This is a genomic window from Flavobacterium sp. GW823-FHT04A11, from assembly GCF_058796535.1.
The window spans coordinates 1112074-1133301 of the sequence record NZ_CM179503.1; the positions used below are offsets into that span (position 1 = coordinate 1112074).

The window sequence follows — 21228 nt, forward strand, 5'->3', positions numbered from 1 at the left end:
AACATCATCGGGGCTATAATTTTGTTATCTGTATAATGTGAAATGTCCAACAAACTCTCTATCATCTTTCTCGTCATTTAGTTTAAGAACATACCAGTAATCTCCTGTTGGCAATTCTGCTCCGTTGTATTTACCATCCCATTTTTGACCTACTTTGTATTTCGCTACTACTCTACCGTATCTGTCAAAGATATCGAATGTTAAATCTTTGTAAGCTAATGCACCACAATCTGGTCCAATTTCGTCGTATCTGCCGTCACCGTTTGGTGTAAAGTAATTTGGCATACAGAAATCGATGAATTTACCTTCTATATCTATATATTCCTCACAACCGTTTTCATCTCTAACAAATACTCTGTAAATAGCTGTTTCGTAAATTCTGAATTCATTAGATGATGTAAATGGTGCTTTATTAGCTTCATCAAATGGCATTTTATTAAAACTGTAAACATAGTCTTTTTTACCTCCCGCAGCTTGTACTCTGATTATATTAACATCTGCTTTACTGCTTACAGTAATATCTGCAAGGGTTAGTTTGTCAAATCCTTCGATTACGAAAACGTCTGTTCTTTGTTCACATCCATTTGTATGTCTCACTAAAATACTGTGAGGACCAGGCGTTAAATCTTTAAAGATTGGACCATCAGGATTAATTACTCCTGTATTATCAAGAGAGAAATCCAGATCTGCAATGTTATTGCTGTTATCAAACTCAACTGTTGTTGTATTTGTTTCACAACCATATATTGTTTCAGCAGCAACAGGATTAATTGTAACTGGTTTAGGAGTTGAAACCGGAAGTTCCATTGGTCCACAACCATAACTATCTGTAACATAAACTGTATGATCACCGCCTTTTAATCCGCTAAAGATATGATGTGCACCACCTGGGCCGTTTGCCGGAACAAAAGCAGTTTCATTATCGATACGTACAAAATAAGGAGCTTTACCACCAAATATATCTACTCTGAATGAAGCGTTAAGTTCACCTGCGCATAATTCTGGCTGAATAGATGTTGCATCTAAAGTCGCATATAGTAAGTTACCGTTTTCAATTGTTACATCAATTATTTCGCTACATCCATTATCATCTTTTACAACGATTCTGTAATCACCAGGAGCTAAATTCTCAAATATAAATTTAGAATCGAATTTATCTAAATCTGGTGAAATTGCATATTGAATAGTTCCAGTACCACCTGTAGCGTTAATCTCAATTTTACCATTGTTGGCTCCGAAACAAGTAACGTCTGTTTTGGTTGGCGTTGCTGCTAAAGGAGCTGGCGGTTCAGTAATTGAAATTGCCGGGCTTGCATTAGAACAATCATGACTAACAACAGAAACTATATAGTTACCTATTGGCAAGTTTGCAAATGTTCCGTTTGACTGAGCTGGACGAACTACACTATTATTTGCTGCATTAAGCAATGTATAAACATAATCACCTAAACCACCTGTCGCTTCAGCAAATATTGTTGCTGATGCATCTCCTTGACATTTAACTACTGCGGCAGAAACATCTACTGTAATTGTTAAAGGTTCAAGAGGCTGAATTTCAACCGGTGCAGTTACAAAAGATTTACATCCGTTAGCATCTCTTACGAAATAGCTATAAGTACCTACAGGAACATCGAATGAAATTGATGTTGTGAATGTTCCTAATACCGTTGCAAAATCTTCTGTTGCACTATATTGATAAGTACCTGTTCCTCCAGTTGCGCTCAATGTAAGCTCTGTTTGTGTCAGACAAGTTTGATTTCTTGACTTAACTAATACCGGTTTAATTAACGTTGGTTCAGTAATTACAATTTCTGCAGATGAAGTAGCCGTACAGCTAAATCCATCAGTTACAGTTACTGTATATCTTCCTGCTCCTAATCCGTCAAAAACAGGATCAATTTGTGGTCCAACAGTTGTAACAGGATTGTTTGAAACTACTGTTAAAGTATATAGGTAATTACTTCCTTCGCCACCTGTTGGAGGAGAAACTCTAATTACACCATTTTTATCACCATAACAAGACAATACGTTTGCATCTGCTGTTGCGGTAAATGTTATTGGAGCCGGAACAACCAGTATTTCCTGTGCAGAAGCCGGACATCCTTTTCCATCTTTAACATTAACTGTATAAGTACCAGCTGATAAATTAGGGAATTCGAATTGAGCAGAATAATCTACTAAAACAGTTCCGTTTAATACCAATTGGTATTGGTAATCTTCATCCCATCCACCTTTTGCAGAAGCATAAATAACTCCATCATTATTACCCGTTACACAAGTAATGTTAGATTTTGTTGTTGTTACTTCTAATTTAGCAGCAGGCTGACTAATTGTGAATACTGTCGAAACAGTACATTCTGGACTATTTACCAATTTGGCTACTACAGTATATTCTCCTGCTATAAGGTTCGAAATTGTAATCGGACCTGCCGTAGTCGTAGTTCCATTACTTGGAACCGGACCAGTAATTGTATATGTGAATGGTCCTGCTTCATCGGTTGGATTAAGTTGATTATCAACGAAAGTTAATTCAACACTTCCATTATTATCACCAAAACAAACTTCTTGTACAATTGGATTAGCTTTAATCTCGAATGTATTAGGGTCTGCCACATAGTGTGCTTTTTGTATGCTACATCCTGTTGCAGGATTTGTAACCGTGATGATATAACTTCCTATTCCTAAACCTGTGAAGTTACCATTCGTTTTCGTTTGATTATAAACATTATCAGTACCAGCAACAGTATAATTTAATAATGCCGGTGTTCCTCCTGTGCTTGTAACAGAAACTGTGATTTCTTCACTTGAAATACAAGTAATAGCAACTTTTGAAACGTTTATTTCATCTAAACTGATAAATGGATTAACTCTCACTGTTCCTACGCTTGCACCTGAACATCCTGCATCATCGCGAACTATTACAGAGTAGTTTCCTCCTAAGTAATCTGTTTCTGTATATACAGTTTGAGGACCATTTTGAACTGAAACTCCATCTCTGAAGAATTCATAGTTGTTGTAAGTTCCAGATCCACCTGTCACAGTACCAACTGTTACAGTAGCATATTTAGAAGTATTTGTTCCTGTTGCACAACCATATTGTACAAGTACCGGAGCACCTACTGCTATTAAATTAAATTGATTGATTCTAACATCTTCAGAATCTTCACATCCTCTTCCTGAAGTTACCGTTACAGTATAATCTCCAGCTTCAAGGTTTTCAAAAACAGGGCTCGGTTGGTTTGGTCTGCTAATTGCAGCTCCAAGAGCATTAGTTCCTGTTAATCTATAAACATAAACTGGGTTATCATTAACACCTGGTGAACTTGGGGCTAAACTTGCTGTGATTGAACCATTGTTTCCACCTCTACAAGTTACATGTACCGGCGTTAATGCAAGTCCTGTAATATCTGTAGCAGGTGCTACAACAACATTAACTACAACAGCACAACCTGTAACAACGTCTCTCACTCTAACTACGTGTGTACCCGGAGTAACATTATTGAATACTGCAGGAGTAGTTGTAACAATAACTCCGCCATCTAGTGTATATCTGTAATTTGCAGTTGCTGAACCTCCTGTTGCAGTTGCTGTGATAATACCATTATTAGTAACAACACATCCTGGCAATGCTGTAATTGTAGCATCAAGTTGTAAAGCCGGAGAAATAGTTACCGCAGCAGTTACAGTTGTTGTACAAGCATTAGCATCTCTAACCGTTACATCATAAGTACCTGCGGCATTTACAGTAAATGTTGGACTTGCCTGGAAGCCGTTTCCAATACTGTATTCGTAAGGCGCAACACCAGAAGTAACATTAACTGTGAATGTATACTCACCTGTAGCTGATGGACACTGACTTGCAACGTTTGCCGTTACACCAGTTGGCAATGGATCTAATGCAATCGTAATTGGAATAAATGTTTCACAATTTTTAGAATCGATTACATAAGCTCTCCAGTTTAATCCAAGTACAGGATCTAAAACAGCACTATTGCTATTTGTATAATCTGTTGCTGTTGGTGTACCAGTTCCTAAAACAAATGCATATTTATAATCCGGAGTACCTCCTGAAGCTGTTACAGTTACCTGAGCTCCTGAATTACAATTTGCATTAACATTTTTAGTTTGAGTCAATGTTAAAACAGTTGGCTGAATAACCTGAACCGAAGCACTAGCTCTACAACCTGTAATATTATCTACTACTTCAACTGTATAATTACCTATTGGTAAGTTTGTTAAAGTTACCACTTTTCCAACTTGAGTTAGTGTTCCAGTTGTTGGACCACCTATTAAAGTAGCTGTGTAACTTGTTCCAAAATTATCTACATCAAATTTCACAGAACCATTTGCACCACCATTACAGCTTACATCATTTAGTAACTGACCAGCGATAGTAATATTTACTAATGGATCAACAGTATAAGAAGCATCATCTTTACAACCATTTGCATCAGTTACCTGGAATAAGTAAGTACCTGCATTTAATCCGGTGAATATACCGCTGGTTGCTCCTGAAACATTTGTAACTGCGCTTGCAGGAGAAAGAATTTCATAATGTAATGTACCAACACCGTTTGAAACATTTACAGTAACAGTACTAGTAGTATTTGCAGCAGGTGCACACCAGATTGGCGTTCCTGTCACGGTGTTAATTGTTGGTGGGTTCAAGGCTGGAATAATAACATCAACCGGTACTGCAATGATACAGTTGTTAGCATCTTTTACATACGCCGTTACTGTTCCTGCACTATACGTGGTAAACGTATTGGTTGAACTGTAATTTGTTCCTCCATTGAAACTATATTGGTATGGAGATGTACCTGTTGTTGAATCTACCGTAATAGTAACAATAGCAGGCTGGGTAGCATTTCCTGTACCACAAGTTAAGCTTTGTGTTAACGTACCTGTAGCTGCAAGAGCTAATGGCTCAGTAATAGTAGCGGTTACAGTTACTGAAGAACATTGTTTAGCATCCTGTACTACAATGTTATACGTTCCCGCTGTTAAGCCTGTAAAGATATTTGAACTTTGTGGAGTTCCTCCGTTGATACTGTATTGGTATGGTAAAATTCCATCTGCTGCAGTAACAATGATACTTCCGTCATTTCCTCCTATACAGCTTACGTTTGTTTGAGTAAATGTTGCTGTTGGAGTTGTTGTTGGGGTTACTATTACCGGAATAGAAACTGCCTGACATCCTTGGCTGTCTGTTACTTTGAATGTATAAGTTCCAGCAGCAGTAGCTGTGTAAGGTGATGTTGCAGCAACATATCCGCCTCCATTAAAGTCAACTTCGAATCCTGCATAAGTTTTCGTTCCTTGTGTTGCCAATAATGTGATCGTAGCTGATCCTGCACAAGTCAAGTCTTGTGTTAAACTAGCTTGTAATAATAATTCCTGATTTAAAGTATATGGACTTGATACCACACAACCATTACCATCTTTAATAGAGAATGTGTAGTTTCCTGGCGCATTCAATACAAAGTTAGGGCTAGATTGGTATCCGTTACCAATACTGTATGTTGGGGTACCAACATAAGTTCCTGTTATCGTAATTGGAACCGGACCTCCTGTATAACAATACAATCCAGCTGATGAATTAATTGTTGGTAAGGCATCCGTACCAATTGTAAGGTCGTATTTAACTGTACAACCGTTAGCATCTATTGCATAAACATCCCATTGAGTATTTACTGTTGGATCTAAAACAGCGTTGTCAACCGTATCGTAATCCAATACGTTTGGTGTTACTCCATCCTGAACAAATTGGTATTTATATGTTGGTGTTCCTCCGTTAGCCAATACGCTAACTTTTGCACCAAAATTACAATTTGCATTTACATTGCTTACCAAAGCAAGGTTTAATACTGTTGGCTGTGTAACAACTACCGAAGCTGTTGCTGTACATCCTGTTATAGCATCTGTTACAAGAACCGTGTATGTTCCAGGAACTAATCCCGTAACATTTACCGTGTTTCCTGCTTGGGCCAAAGTACCTGTTCCTGCTGTTAAGGTAGCCGTGTAACCTCCCGCATAATTGGCAACTGTAAATTTCACAGCACCGTTAGCTTCTCCGTTACAAACTACATTACTTACCAATGCACCTGAAACAGTAATGTTGGTTACCGGGCTTATTGTATATGATTCCTGATAAGTACAGCCATTTGCATCTGTAACCTGGAACAAATAAGTATCCGGTGTTAATCCTGCAAATGTTGCAGTTGTTTGTTTAGCAACTACAATAGGAGAAAGAATCTCATATTGAAGTGTACCTACTCCGTTAATTACATTACTGATTGTAACGGTACTTGTCGTGTTCGCAGCAGGTGCACACCAGATTGGCGTTCCTGTGATATCCATATTTGTCGGTGGATTCAAGGCTGGAATAATAACATCAACCGGTACTGCAATGATACAGTTGTTAGCATCTTTTACATACGCCGTTACTGTTCCTGCACTATACGTGGTAAACGTATTGGTTGAACTGTAATTGGTTCCTCCATTGAAACTATATTGATATGGAGATGTACCTGTCGTTGAATCTACCGTAATAGTAACAATAGCAGGCTGGGTAGCATTTCCTGTACCACAAGTTAAGCTTTGTGTTAACGTACCTGTAGCTGCAAGAGCTAATGGCTCAGTAATAGTAGCGGTTACAGTTACTGAAGAACATTGTTTAGCATCCTGTACTACAATGTTATACGTTCCCGCTGTTAAGCCTGTAAAGATATTTGAACTTTGTGGAGTTCCTCCGTTGATACTGTATTGGTATGGTAAAATTCCATCTGCTGCAGTAACAATGATACTTCCGTCATTTCCTCCTATACAGCTTACGTTTGTTTGAGTAAATGTTGCTGTTGGAGTTGTTGTTGGGGTTACTATTACCGGAATAGAAACTGCCTGACATCCTTGGCTGTCTGTTACTTTGAATGTATAAGTTCCAGCAGCAGTAGCTGTGTAAGGTGATGTTGCAGCAACATATCCGCCTCCATTAAAGTCAACTTCGAATCCTGCATAAGTTTTCGTTCCTTGTGTTGCCAATAATGTGATCGTAGCTGATCCTGCACAAGTCAAGTCTTGTGTTAAACTAGCTTGTAATAATAATTCCTGATTTAAAGTATATGGACTTGATACCACACAACCATTACCATCTTTAATAGAGAATGTGTAGTTTCCTGGCGCATTCAATACAAAGTTAGGGCTAGATTGGTATCCGTTACCAATACTGTATGTTGGGGTACCAACATAAGTTCCTGTTATCGTAATTGGAACCGGACCTCCTGTATAACAATACAATCCAGCTGATGAATTAATTGTCGGTGGTAAATCTGTAGCAATTGTAAGATCGTATTTAGCAGTACATCCGTTAGCATCTATTGCATACACATCCCATTGGGTATTTGTAAGTGGATTTAAAACAGCATTGTCAACTGTGTCATAATCTAAAGGATTTGGAGCAACTCCATCCTCAACAAATTGATATTTATATGTTGGTGTTCCTCCGCTGGCCAATACGCTAACTTTAGCTCCAAAATTACAATTTGCATTTACATTGCTTACCAAAGCAAGGTTTAATACTGTAGGCTGTGTAACAACTACCGAAGCTGTTGCTGTACATCCTGTTATAGCATCTGTTACAAGAACCGTGTATGTTCCAGGAACTAATCCTGTAACATTTACCGTGTTTCCTGTTTGGGCCAAAGTACCTGTTCCTGCTGTTAATGCAGCTGTATAACCTCCCGCATAATTGGCAACTGTAAATTTCACAGCACCGTTTGCTTCTCCGTTACAAACTACATTACTTACCAATGCACCTGAAACAGTAATGTTGGTTACCGGGCTTATTGTATATGATTCCTGATAAGTACAGCCATTTGCATCTGTAACCTGGAACAAATAAGTATCCGGTGTTAATCCTGCAAATGTTGCAGTTGTTTGTTTAGCAACTACAATTGGAGAAAGAATCTCATATTGAAGTGTACCTACTCCGTTTATTACATTACTGATTGTAACGGTACTTGTCGTGTTCGCAGCAGGTGCACACCAGATTGGCGTTCCTGTGATATCCATATTTGTCGGTGGATTCAAGGCTGGAATGTTAACTCCGTTTGTTAATGTAAACGTACATCCTTTAGCATCTTTAACTAAAACATCAAAAGTTGTACCTGCAAAAACTTCATAAGTATTTGTAGAAGTGTAAGTCACTCCGTTATCAAAACTGTATAAATATGGAGCCGTACCATCAGTAGCTGTTACAGTAACAATTGCTTTTGTTGGAGCATTTCCTGTAGTACAAACTAAAGGAGCTGTTATTACTGAAGTTGCTGTTAAGGCCGCTGGCTGTGTAATAGTTATTGCCGTACTTGGATAAACACAAGATTTAGCATCTCTAACTGTAATGATATATGAATTTCCTGCAGCTAATCCTGTAAACACATTAGATGTTTGGAAAGCTCCGGCACCTAATTGATATTCGTAAGGACCAACTCCTGAAGTAACATTTACAGTAATAGTTCCGTCTGTACCGCCAAAACAGCTAACATTTGTTTGTGCTGTTGTGAAAACAGTAGCCGGTATTGGATCTAAAGTAAGCGTTGCTGTTGCCTGACATGCTGTTGGCAATTTAGCATCATTTACTCTGAAAGTATAATTTCCTAAAACACTAGTTGAAAGAACATTAGAAGGCATTGTTGTATAACCACCACCATTTACAGAATATTCATAAGTGTAAGTTGTGTTATATCCACCCGTAGCAGTCAATGTAATTGTTGCATTTGGCGTAGCTGTACAATCTAACTCTTTTGTTAATGCTGCAGTTAAGAATAATTGTGGCTTAACTTCATAAGTAGTAGTTGCTGTACAACCATTACCATCTTTAATTACTAAAGTATAAACACCAGGAGCATTAAATGTAAAGTTAGGACTTGTTTGGAAAGTGCTTCCGTTAACGCTATAAGTAGCGTCACCTACAATTGCAGGATCAACAGTTCCTGAAATTGCAATTGTGAAAGAAGTACCAGCATAACAAATTGCTGCAGGTGCTGTAATTGTTGGGTCAGCATCTTTATTTAATATTACAGAAGCTGGTTTAATACAACCATAAGCATCTTTTACATAAGCGATATAGCTTCCTGCATCTCTGTTAAATGTATTTGTACTTGCCCAGCCAGCAGTTGCTGCTGTTGGAGCCGGATCTGTAGCCAATAATAATTGATATGTGTAAGGAGCTGTACCGTCTTTACCAATTGCAGTAATAACTCCTGAGTTAGGGTTACAATTTGCATTTTTAGAAACTGAAGCTGTAATTGATAAATCAATTGCTGATTCAGTAATATTAAATGGTACGGTTGCAACACTACATCCAGCATTTGTAGCACCTGCTGTTTCTTTTACCAGAACGAAGTAATTACCAAATGGTAATGGTCCGATATTAGAAAGAGTAAGTATTCCGTTTGCAGGAACTGTACCAGTACCTGTAATTCCAGTTGTTACTAATGACTGTGAATTAAATATCTCATAACTAATAGGCGTTGCAGCTGGATAAGTACTTGCAATTGTAAAAGTTACATTACCATTAGCACTTCCTTTACAAGTAATATTATTCGCTATCAGCGCATTAGTTGTTAAAGTTGAATTTGTTGGAATAGGTGTTGTTGCTGTTTCATAGTAATAACATCCTGTTCCTGTTCCGCCATGTGCTACATCACTATCGTATACAACGAAAGTATAAGTTACACCTGGTAATAAGTTAGTAAATGTTGTTTTCTTACTTTGGAAACCATCTTCTGGTAACCAGATTCCAGCAGGATATGCAGGAATAACTCCGGTATAAATACCGAAATAGAATGGTCCGTTACCAATAATTGATGTAGAAGTTCCAATAGATACAACAGCAGATCCTCCAGTAGAACAGTCTGCCGGTGGTGAAACCACATTTATATCTAAATCATCCGGTGGAGAAGCAACTAATACATTTTGCTCAATATTAGTACAACCATTTGCATCAGTAACAATGATTTGGTATAAACCAAAATCAACTACTTCAAACACAGCGGTAGCTCCTGTTTGATTTGAAATTTGTTTGTTATAACCGTTAACTCCTGTTACATGGTAGATATAATTTGGAGTTCCACCGCTTACAGAATTAATTGTGATTGATCCTAAAGAAACTCCTCCTGTGGTACAAGTAATCGGAGTAACTGTACGACTAACAACAATAGGAGTTGGTTGCGCAATTACAATAGGGAATGTATCTGTACATCCTTTTGCGTCAGTAACTGTAATTGTATAGTTACCTGCTGCCAAACCAGATGTTTGTGTGCCGTAATTTGTTCCTGTAGTAGTATTTAAAACAGTGTAAACAAATGGTGCAAGTCCTTTTGTGTTGTCAAGAGTTATTGCAATTGCAGCTGTACTATCTCCATTACAAGAAATAAGTGCTGTTTGCGTAACTAAGGTAATATCAGGGTTAACTGGTGCAGTTATAATAATTGGAGTTGTAGTTACATTACTACATCCGTTAGCATCAGTAACTCTGAAAGTATAACTTCCAGGAGCTAATGTATTGAAAACATTAGAAGCCATAGCAGTGTATGCTCCCGCCGCTTCTTTATATTCGTATGTATAAGGCGTACTTCCACCGTTAGCAGTCAAAGTAATTTGAGCCGCTGCCGGAGCTGAACATGTAATGTTTTTGTCTAATACAGCATTTAATGTTAATGCATTATCAACTATAACAACATTACTGTTTGCTGTACATCCGTTACCGTCTTTAATTCTAACAGTATAACTTCCAGGTGTAGTAATTACAAATGTATTACCCGCCTGATATGAAGCGCCATTATCAATACTATAAGTTAAAGGTGCTACTAAACCTGCTCCCGGAGTTGCAGTAATAGTATAAGTTCCTACTCCAAAACATTGACCTGTCGCAGAAGCTGTAACAGTTGGAACCGGATCTTTAGAAATTGTAATATCTAATTTAAACGTACAATTATTAGCATCAATTACATAAACATCCCAGTTTAAATTAACCGCAGGATCAAGATTAGCTTTATTGCTATTCGTATATGTTCCTACCGCAGCACCATCCTGAACAAATGAATATCTGTATAATGGTGTTCCGCCAGTTGCTGTAACAGTCACTGCCGAGGTACTAACAGAACAGTTCCCATTTACTGCTGCATATGTTGCAGATAAAGGCGCTGCCGGTTGATTAATTGTAATTGAAACAGGAGCTGTACAACCTGTTGCTTCGTCAGTAACAACAATTGCATAGTTTCCTACAACTAAATTTGATAATGTAACAGTTGCAGTGCTAACTCCTGTTACGGCAGTTCCACCATTAACAGTATAAGAGTATGTACCAGCATAACCACCAACATTTAATCTGATAGATCCTGTGTTACCTCCGTTACATAATACATCACTTAATTTATTAGCCAAAACAGTAATTGGTGTAACCGGATTAACTACAAATGCTTCTGTATAGTAACATCCGTTTGCATCTGTAACTTTAAACATATAAGTACCCGGTGCAAGATTTGCAAAAGTATTAGATGTTTGTTTCGCAATAATTACCGGAGACGGCGCTATTGTTTCGTATTGTAAAGTTCCAACACCATTTGTAGCTGTTAATGTTACAGTAGTTGTTGTAGCTGTACAAGTAACTGCCGGAGCAGCAAAAGTTAAGTCTGTTGGAGAGTTTAGTCTCAATAAAGTTCCTGAACCAGTTACCGGACAGCCTTTTGCATCTCTAACTGAGTATGTATATGGCTGATCAGCTCCATTATCATTTAATGTTAATACATTATTTGAACTGAATCCGCTTCCGTTAAAACTATATTGGTAAGGCGCAGTACCTGTTCCTGTAGTAACATTAATAGTTACTGTTCCGGCAACTTTACCGTTAGAAGTATTACATGAAAATGGAACTGTAGCAACTGTAGCTACTAAAGTAGCTGGCTGTGTAATTGTTACAGCCACAGATCCTGTACAATTTTTACTGTCTTTTACATAGAAAGTATAAGAACCTGCCGCTAATCCTGTAAAGATAGGGTTAACTGTAAATCCTGCTGTTGCATTGTTGCTATAAGTAAATCCGCCAGATCCGCCAGCACCTGTTAAAGTAACTGAACCATCTGCAGCTCCATTACAGCTTGCATTTGTTTGAACAGCCGTAACTGTTGGGTTCGCAATTGGAGAAACAACTACTGCTGTAGATTTTGTACAGCCATTAGCATCTGTAATTACAAATGTATAAGTATCTGCGTTTGCAGGTGTCACCGGATATGTAAATGTAGGTCCGGCTATAGAAGCGCTTGGAGCACTTGGTGTACCTGCACCTTTTTGAACTGTATAAGTAAATGGTCCTTTTCCTCCGCCAATTGTAACAGTAATTGTTGCATCTGGAGTCGCAGTACAATCTAATTCTTTTGTAACTGAACCCAATGCTGTTAATTGAGGATAAACCACTGTTCCGGCTGGAGCCGAAGCAATACAACCGTTTTTATCTTTAACAGAAACAGTATAAGTTCCTGCAGCAACTGTAAATGTGTTACTTGTCTGGAAAGATGTTCCATCAATACTATATGTTAACGGAGCTAATCCTGTTGCAGTTGCAGTAATAGTGAATGTACTTCCTGAAGCTGTACATTGATTGTTAACCGTTACATTCGTAATAGCTGGCATTGCATCTAAAATAACAGTAACTGTCGATTTAGTTGTACAGCCATTTGCGTCTTTAACATAAACATCCCAAACTAAATCTGCTCCTGAATTAGTGTCTACTGTTACAATAGCACTGCTTCCATAAGCTGATGTTGGAACTGTTGATGGGCTTTTCGCGAAAGCGTAAGTATAGTTTGGAGTTCCTCCTGTTGCAGTAATCGTAATTTGCGAATTATCGTTATTACAATTTACATTAGTAGCTACAGCTGTACCAATTGCTAAATCAGCTGCTGGCTGACCAATAACGATACTTGCTGTATTAGTACAACCTGTTGCTGTATCTGTAACCTGAACAGTATATGTTCCGGCTGCAACATTTGATAATGTTAATGTATTTCCAGATTTAGTTAAAGTTCCTGTTCCTAAAGTTCCTGCAGTTAATGTAAAGGTGTAAGCACCTACTACAGCATTACCTGAAACTGTATAAGTACCGGCACCTGTAGAACCTCCTCTACAAAGAGCATCATTTGTTTTATTACCAACAACTGTAATTGGCGTAACCGGACTTACAATATATGGTTCTGTATAATAACATCCATTTGCATCTGTAACCCTGAAAGTATAAGAACCCGGAGCAAGATTTGCAAAAGTATTTGATGTTTGTTTAGCAATAATAACTGCTGATGGAGCAATTGTTTCGTATTGTAAAGTTCCAACACCATTTGTTGCTGTTAATGCAACTGTAGTTGTTGTCGCTGTACAAGTAACTGCCGGAGCAGTAAAAGTTAAGTCTGTCGGAGGGTTTAGTTTCAATAAAGTTCCTGAACCTGTAACCGGACAGCCTTTTGCATCTCTAACTGAGTATGTATAAGCTTGGTCAGCTCCGTTATCATTTAATGTTAATACATTATTTGAGCTGAATCCGCTTCCGTTAAAACTATATTGATATGGAGCAGTACCTGTTCCTGCAGTAACATTAATTGTAACTGTTCCGGCTACTTTACCATTAGCAGTATTACATGAAAATGGAACTGTAGCAACTGTTGCTGCTAAAGTAGTTGGCTGAGTAATAGTCACAGCCACAGATCCTGAACATCCTTTACTGTCTTTTACATAGAAAGTATAAGTACCTGATGCCAATCCTGTAAATACCGGATTAACAGTAAATCCTGTTGTAGCATTGTTGCTATAAGTAAACCCGCCTGATCCTCCAGCACCTGTTAAAGTAACTGAACCATCTGCAGCTCCATTACAGCTCGCATTTGTTTGAGTAGCCGTAACGGTTGGGTTAGAAATAGGATCTACCTTAGTTACTGCAGTTGCCTGACAACCATTAGCATCTGTAATTACAAATGTATAAGTATCAGCATTTGTTGGAGTTACAGGGAAAGTAAATGTTGGCCCTGCAATAGAAGCACTTGGAGCACTTGTTGCTCCGGCACCTTTTTGAGAAGTATAAGTATATGGTCCTTTTCCTCCGCTAATTGTAACTGTAATAGTTGCATTTGGAGTAAGAGTACAATCTAATTCTTTTGTAACTGCACCTACACCTGTTAATTGTGGATAAATAATTAATGGTGTAGCAGTAGCTGTACATCCATTTTTATCTTTTACAGTAACTGTGTAAGTACCAGCAGGTACATTAAATGTATTTGAAGTTTGGAAAGCTGTTCCGTCAATACTATAAGTTAATGGAGCCAATCCTGTTCCAACAGCAGTTATAGTAAATGCATTTCCTGAACCTGTACATTGATTATTAGTACTAGCTGTTACGCTTGGTAAATTATCATTAACAATAGTAATTGGATTTTTTGTAATACAGCTATTAACATCTTTTACATAAACATCCCAAACTAAATCTGCAGCTGAATTTGTATCAACTGTAATTACATTACTTGCTGCAAATACTGTAGGAGCGGCAGCTCCGGATTTTACAGCAGCATATGTATAATTAGGTGTACCACCTGTAGCAGTAACTGTAATTTGTGAATTATCATTATTACAATTTACGTTTGTTGCTGTTGCAGTAAATGTTAATCCATTTGCAGGCTCAGCAATAACAATACTTGCTGTATTAGAACAACCAGTCGCACTATCTGTTACCTGAACAGTATATGTTCCGGCTGCAACATTTGATAATGTTAATGTATTTCCTGATTTTGTTAATGTTCCTGAACCTAAAGTTCCTGCAGTTAATGTAAAGGTATATCCACCTACAGTAGCAGTACCAGAAACTGTATAAGTTCCAGCTCCTGTTGCAGCTCCTTTACAGAAAGCATCATTTGTTTTATTACCTACAATTGCAATTGGTGTAACTGCATTAATAGTATATGGTTTATCAAAATAACATCCGTTAGCGTCTGTAGCTCTAAAATTATAAGTACCAGAAGCTAATCCTGTAAAGATACCTGTTGTATTTGATGCAACAGAAGCAGTAGGAGATGTAATAGAATAAGTAACTGGAGCAACTCCGTTTGTAGCTACTGCTGTCACAGTAGTTGTAGTTGCTGTACAAGTAACTGCAGCTGAGCTAAATGTAATGTTTGTTGGAGGATTTAATCTGTTAATTGTAATTGTTTGAACCGGAGTTGTACAACCCAGAGCATCTTTAACAACATAAGAGATCGTTTGATTAGTACCATTATCTGTTACAGATAAAGTACGAGTACTTGTAAAAGTTGTTCCTCCGTCAAAACTATATTGATAAGGAGCTGTTCCAGTTGTTGGAACTGCAATTGTAACAACAGCTGCTTGTTTTACATTTGATGTGTTACATGTAAATGTAGTTGCAGTAGCTGTAGCTGTTAAAGTCGTTGGCTGGCTAATTGTTACAGTTCCAACTGCAGATTTACAGCCTTTGCTATCCATTACCTGATAAGAGTAAGTTCCGGCAGCCAATCCTGTATAATTAGATTGAGCAATAAATGCTGTAGGAGCTGGTGTAACTGTACTATTATAGAATAAATAAGTATATCCTCCTGATCCTCCCGCACCAACTAATTGTACTGATCCAGTAGAAGCACCATTACAAGTAGCATCAACTTTTGTTGCAGTAACCGTTGGGTTTACGATTGGGTTTACAATTGCGGTTACAGTGGTAACGCAACCTTTAGAATCTGTAATTTCAAAAGTATAAGTGTCGGCAGTGCTTGCTGAATAAATAAATGAAGTTCCTGTTACAGGATTACTTGATCCGTATGCACCGGCACCTTTTTTCACTTTATAAGTAAATGCACTGTTTCCGCCAGTAATATTTACCGTAATAGTAGCATCTGGTGATGCACTTGTACAATCTAATGTTTTTGAGATGGTTGCATTCCCTAATAATTGAGGTGCAATTACGATATTATTGATTAAAGAAGTACAACTGTTGCTGTCTGTTACCACAATATTGTGAGTACCAGGTCCAACATTTGTAAATGTATTCGAAGTTTGAGCTGGCTGACCATCTAAACTATATGTTAAAGCACCTGTTCCGCCAGTTACTGAAACAACAAGCGTAGATTGATTAACCGTATCATAACATAAATCTGAGCTTGCCGCCAATGTTGCCGTTGGTGGAACTGATGATGTTACCGTAACGACAGTCGAAGCCGGAGAAGAACAAGAGTTTGCATCACGCGTTACTACCGTGTAAGTACCCGCAGGAACATTTGTGAAAACACCTGAACTTTGGAAAGCAGTTACTACAGTAGTACCATTTGATTGTCTTAATTCATATTGGTATGCCGGTGTTCCTCCTGCTGCAACAGCTGTTATCGTTGCGCCGGTAGTACAAGTAGGCTGTTTAGTAACTGTAGCAGTAATTGTTACCGCTGTTGGTGCTTTTACTATTTGTGTTAATGGTACAACACAACTTGTAGCAGAAGCATCATAACGTACCTGAATATTATAAGTTTTACTAGTTAATCCAGTAGCTGTTACAGGAGAAACTTTAGAGTTTATCCACGTAGCGCCATTGTCTAATGAGTAATCAAATCCGTAAGGAAGTTTAAAATTTTGAGCGGCAATAGTGATTTCACCATTGTTTCCGCCGTTACAAGTAACGTCTTTAACCCCTGTAACTGAAGCTGTGAACGCCTTATTGCTATCAATAACTATAGGGAAATCTTTTGTAGCAATACATGATTTTGGAATCTGACGAACCCAGATATCATCTACAAGTAAATCGTTTCCGCTAAAATTAGTGTTATAAGAACGAATAACAAAACTAAGATTATTATAAGCTCCAGGGTTTAAAGACAATTCTTTATATTCCCATTTTTCATTTCTTGGAACAATCCAAGGATTTGCAGTATCAGTTGTTGCAACAATAGTTTCTGTTCCGCCTACTCCGTTTAAGTTATTAACTAATTGAATAGTTAATTGTGGGTCAGAATAATTTGAGCCAGTAGTACTTCTCATTAAATTTTCTGCCCATAAAGAAATAATTACAGGTTGATTTACAATAACATCTTTAATTGGTTTACTGTAGATAATACCCCCAACTCCCGCTGAACTTCCAATGTTAACACATAAAAATCTTCCTAATGGGTCAGCAGGCGTAGTATGATCTTTAGCAACTATCCAGGTATTCCCGAAATTAGTTTTAATAGAACTTGCTACTGCATATTTACCATCATTAATTTGGTAGTCACCAATGCTTCCACATAGTGTTGACCAACTTGCAGGGTGAGGCGTTGATTCATCCTCGAAACAATAAACCGGGCTAATTCCAGGAGTTGTTGTATAACCTCCTTTACCAAAATCTTCTTGTAATAAGTTACTATAAGTTGTAACTGAGCTTACATTATATTTAACAGAAACAGTATGAGATCCTGATGGAACATTTAAAAATACGTTATTAGTAACTGGTGAGTTAGCAACACCGTCTAAATAATATTCATAAGTATAATTGGCAGATGTACCATTTGAAACCGTTACTTTACTAGTTGCCGTTCCGTTACAATTAAATACCGGATCTTCAACTGTAATAGTTGGTTCTGCCGGTTTTGGATCCAGAACAATATTATAAGGAATTGTGTATTCACAACCTTTTGAATCTTTAATTTTTAAAATATACTGACCTGGCAATACATCTTTTTCATTAGATGCCTGCCATGTAGCTCCACCATCAAAACTATATTGATAAGGTGCAGTTCCTCCCTGAGCATTATTAATTCTTAATTTACCTCCTTGTTGAGAAAGTGTACAACCAGCAAGTTCAGCAACACCACCAGATGCAACTAATGCAGCAGTTGGTCCGCTAATAATTACAGTTTGTGAAGGATCAATACATTCTTTTGTTTCTGTATTTGGCCAATAAGGTACTGGATAAGTAATGCTGTATTTTACTCTAACCTTATAAGTACCTGGTTGTAAATTAGAGAAAATTGGACTAGCCTGATAAGTACCTCCATCATTTATACTATAACCCATAGTATAACCGTTTGCTCCGCCAGCACCAAGAGTAACTGTTATCTGAGCACCACTGTTATAACAAGCACTATCAGTGTGAGAAACTGTATAAGTTGGTTTTGGAAGGCTAGGAACTGTAAACGTGATTGTGCTTTCACATAATTTTGAATCTACAACACGTATTGTATATGTTTTTGCTGCCGGTGCAACGATGATAATATTATTTTGTTCTGTATTATCATTTTCAGAATAAGCCTGAGCAGTTGTTGACCCATCTACAAAATAAGAGTATGGACCAGTACCACCAGTTGCGCTAATTCTATATTTTCCGTCACCACATGCTGTTAAAGGAGTAATTGTAGTAGCAACAGGTTTAATCTCTGATGAAGGATTATTGATGTATTTACCTGCACGCGCAGTACAGTCTTTTTTACCATCCGCGTCTACACTGTAAACTTCAACTTCATAGTATTTTCCAGGAGCAGCAGAAAAAGTGTAAACTCTGTCTGTTAATGGTCCTACCTGATTAAGTATTGTAGCTCCATCATAAAGTACGAAGTAGTAAGCAGAAAATCCTGCTGAAGCACTTACTGTAATACTTCCGCTAGATCCAAAACAAAGAGGTTGCTCATCCGGATTTTCAACTTTAGCATTAATATTTAAATCGCTAATTATAACTTGTTGTGTTTTGTACACACATGTAGAAGCTACATTTTTAAGTCTGTAATTAACATAATAAGTACCTGCGTTCCAGATATCAAATGAATTACTATCCTGCCATCCTCCGGTAGTATTAGCAGATACATTTGTTAAACTGTACTCATATCCGGTAAGTTGCTGAACCGTAATATTACCGGCTTTATAACACAACTTATCTTTTTTAGATATTGTAGCAGAAACGTCACTTTTGTAAACATTAAAATAGTACGTATTAATACAGCCTCCTGAATTAATTGTTACTCTATAATATCCTGCAGCATTTGCATTAAAAGTTGGTCCGTTTGCTCCTGCAGATACCCAGGCACATGAAGTTCTTTCATCAGCACAACGTTCAGATAAATCTGTTGGTCGAACACATGTTGTTTTCTCCCAAACGATAGTTGCTCCTGAGATATTGGTATTGATCAGTCTGGAATCATTTGTTCCACACAAATAAATTTTAGGTAATGGTTTACCATCAATTTCACAACCAATAATAGTACCATCAGCTTCTTTATTATCTGCATATGGAATTACCGGATTTGTTCTTACACCTCCAGCATCAACTACAGTAATAGTTTCTTGTAAGTCAACACAAGGAGGATTTGCTGTATTATAAACATAATACGTTCCCGGTTGTGTTATTGAAAGTGTTTGGTTTGTTCCAATTACCGGAGTTCCTGAAGCATTTGTGGACCAAGAATAAGATTTATATCCTCCAGAAGCCGAAATAGTCATACTAGAAGTACAAATTTCCTGTCTTCTGTTTTTACAGGCATCTAGTCCTACTAAGAAATTGGTTGATTGTGGAATAAGATTACATCCCGCAACTGTAGAATAACTTTTATCTCCAAAATCAGTAGTCGTACTTCCTAATTGCCCAAAATAATGTGACTCTGCACTATTTCTAATAATATTAGAACATGCGTCTGTCAGTTTAGAACAATCATCTACTACCTTAACTCTGAATTTTATTGTTGATTCAGGTGTTTTTGTAGGTATTACAGAAACATACGAATTAGGAATTGTAAATGTTATTGTTCTTGTTGTAGCATTATAAGTTACGTATTGATTTCCTGCCGCAGTTGTTGGAATTGTCATTCCTGTTGGCAGCGAAATAATATCACTTGGGAAATTAAAAGTAGTATTTACCGGTAATTGATCGACTATCGTAAATGAAGTAGCATTATCATTTCCTTCATTTTTAAAACTTAGTTCGTATCTTAATTCTTCACCTAATGTAACGTTCTTATTACTGGCATCATTATTATTAATATCCTTTACCGCTTTTTTCAGGACAACTTTTGGCGCGATAATATCAACTGAAAATGCCGTAAAATAATAAATAAAGATATCACTGTTTGTACCTAAAGTTATGGTAGCCGATGTATCATTATTTTTAATAATTTTTGCCGAAGGGTCAATATCAATAACCCCGGTATCAAAACCTAATGTATTTGTACTGTTAGGAACCCTGTCTGTAAAAGATGTTCCTAAGCTGTTGATCGAACTATTAAAAAAGTTATCCGTATTACTTTGTCTTGGTCTTGTTGGCGGTGTAATAGTTGTACCGTTTATTTGAAGATAATCTCCTCTGTAACCGTAATCCCCTTCAAGAGCAGCAAAAGCAAATCTCGCCTGAACAGGACCGGTAGGAATAGTTGTAAAACCATTAATAACCGTATTATTAGGTCCTCCTCCTTGTGCTCTGGCAGTAAAACCATTAAATGATGAAATTGCTTTTGAAGGTAAACTTGAATCTTCGTATACAATAAAAAGTGACCATCCGGCAGACAAACCAGTTCCTCCGTTAGATCCTTCACTTGAAGTTACATTCGCAACCGTATAAGTTCCGTTAGGATTTGTTGGACTTAACAAACTTGTAATATCAGCAAAACAAGCATAAGCTTGAGTATTGTCAGGATTAATACCCGCAGCAGAAGTAGTAATATCATGTATAACCGTTCCGGTTATATCCTGATAATTATTATTAGCCGTATTAGGAACTTTAATTTTTACCTTTTCAATGTTAGCCCTATTTGTACCTTTTAAAGTTGCAGACCAATATAAAGCAGCATAAGCAACCCTGTAACATGGGTCTGCAGGTGCAAGATTATTAGGTACAGTCAGATTTGCACTACTGGAGCTAAAAATACCAGGAGTGGCACCATTATCAATATTGATATAGCGCATATCAAAATCACCGTTAAAACCAGTTCCGTTATACGCAGTATTTGGACTCGTAAGAACTGTACCATTACTTCTGGTTTCACGTCTGTTAAGAATATTGTTTCCAATAACTAGAATATCTCCTTTCAGCTGTTTATCAAACTGTCTGACAAAAGGCTTTAAATTTTGAGAGGACATTATATCAGCTTGTAAAAATAAAAGCAGTAATAATGCAATTTTTAAAATAGTAGGTTTTTTCATAGTCTTGACTTTATTAAGCTTTGTTCTATTCTC

1 protein-coding gene is annotated in these 21228 nt (G+C 37.3%); it reads right to left on the bottom strand.

Annotation, left to right across the window (positions count from 1 at the left end):
* Positions 1-24: 24 nt before the first annotated feature.
* Positions 25-21195 carry a T9SS type B sorting domain-containing protein gene (locus AC3QL1_RS04925; RefSeq protein ID WP_492495606.1) on the bottom strand — a complete coding sequence of 7057 codons (21171 nt, stop codon included), beginning with the start codon at positions 21193-21195 and terminating at the stop codon, positions 25-27.
* Positions 21196-21228 lie beyond the last annotated feature (33 nt).

Coding starts and splice junctions, on each gene's coding strand:
- AC3QL1_RS04925 (WP_492495606.1), bottom strand. CDS start 21,195: ATGAAAAAACCTACTATTTTAAAAATTGCATTATTACTGCTTTTATTT.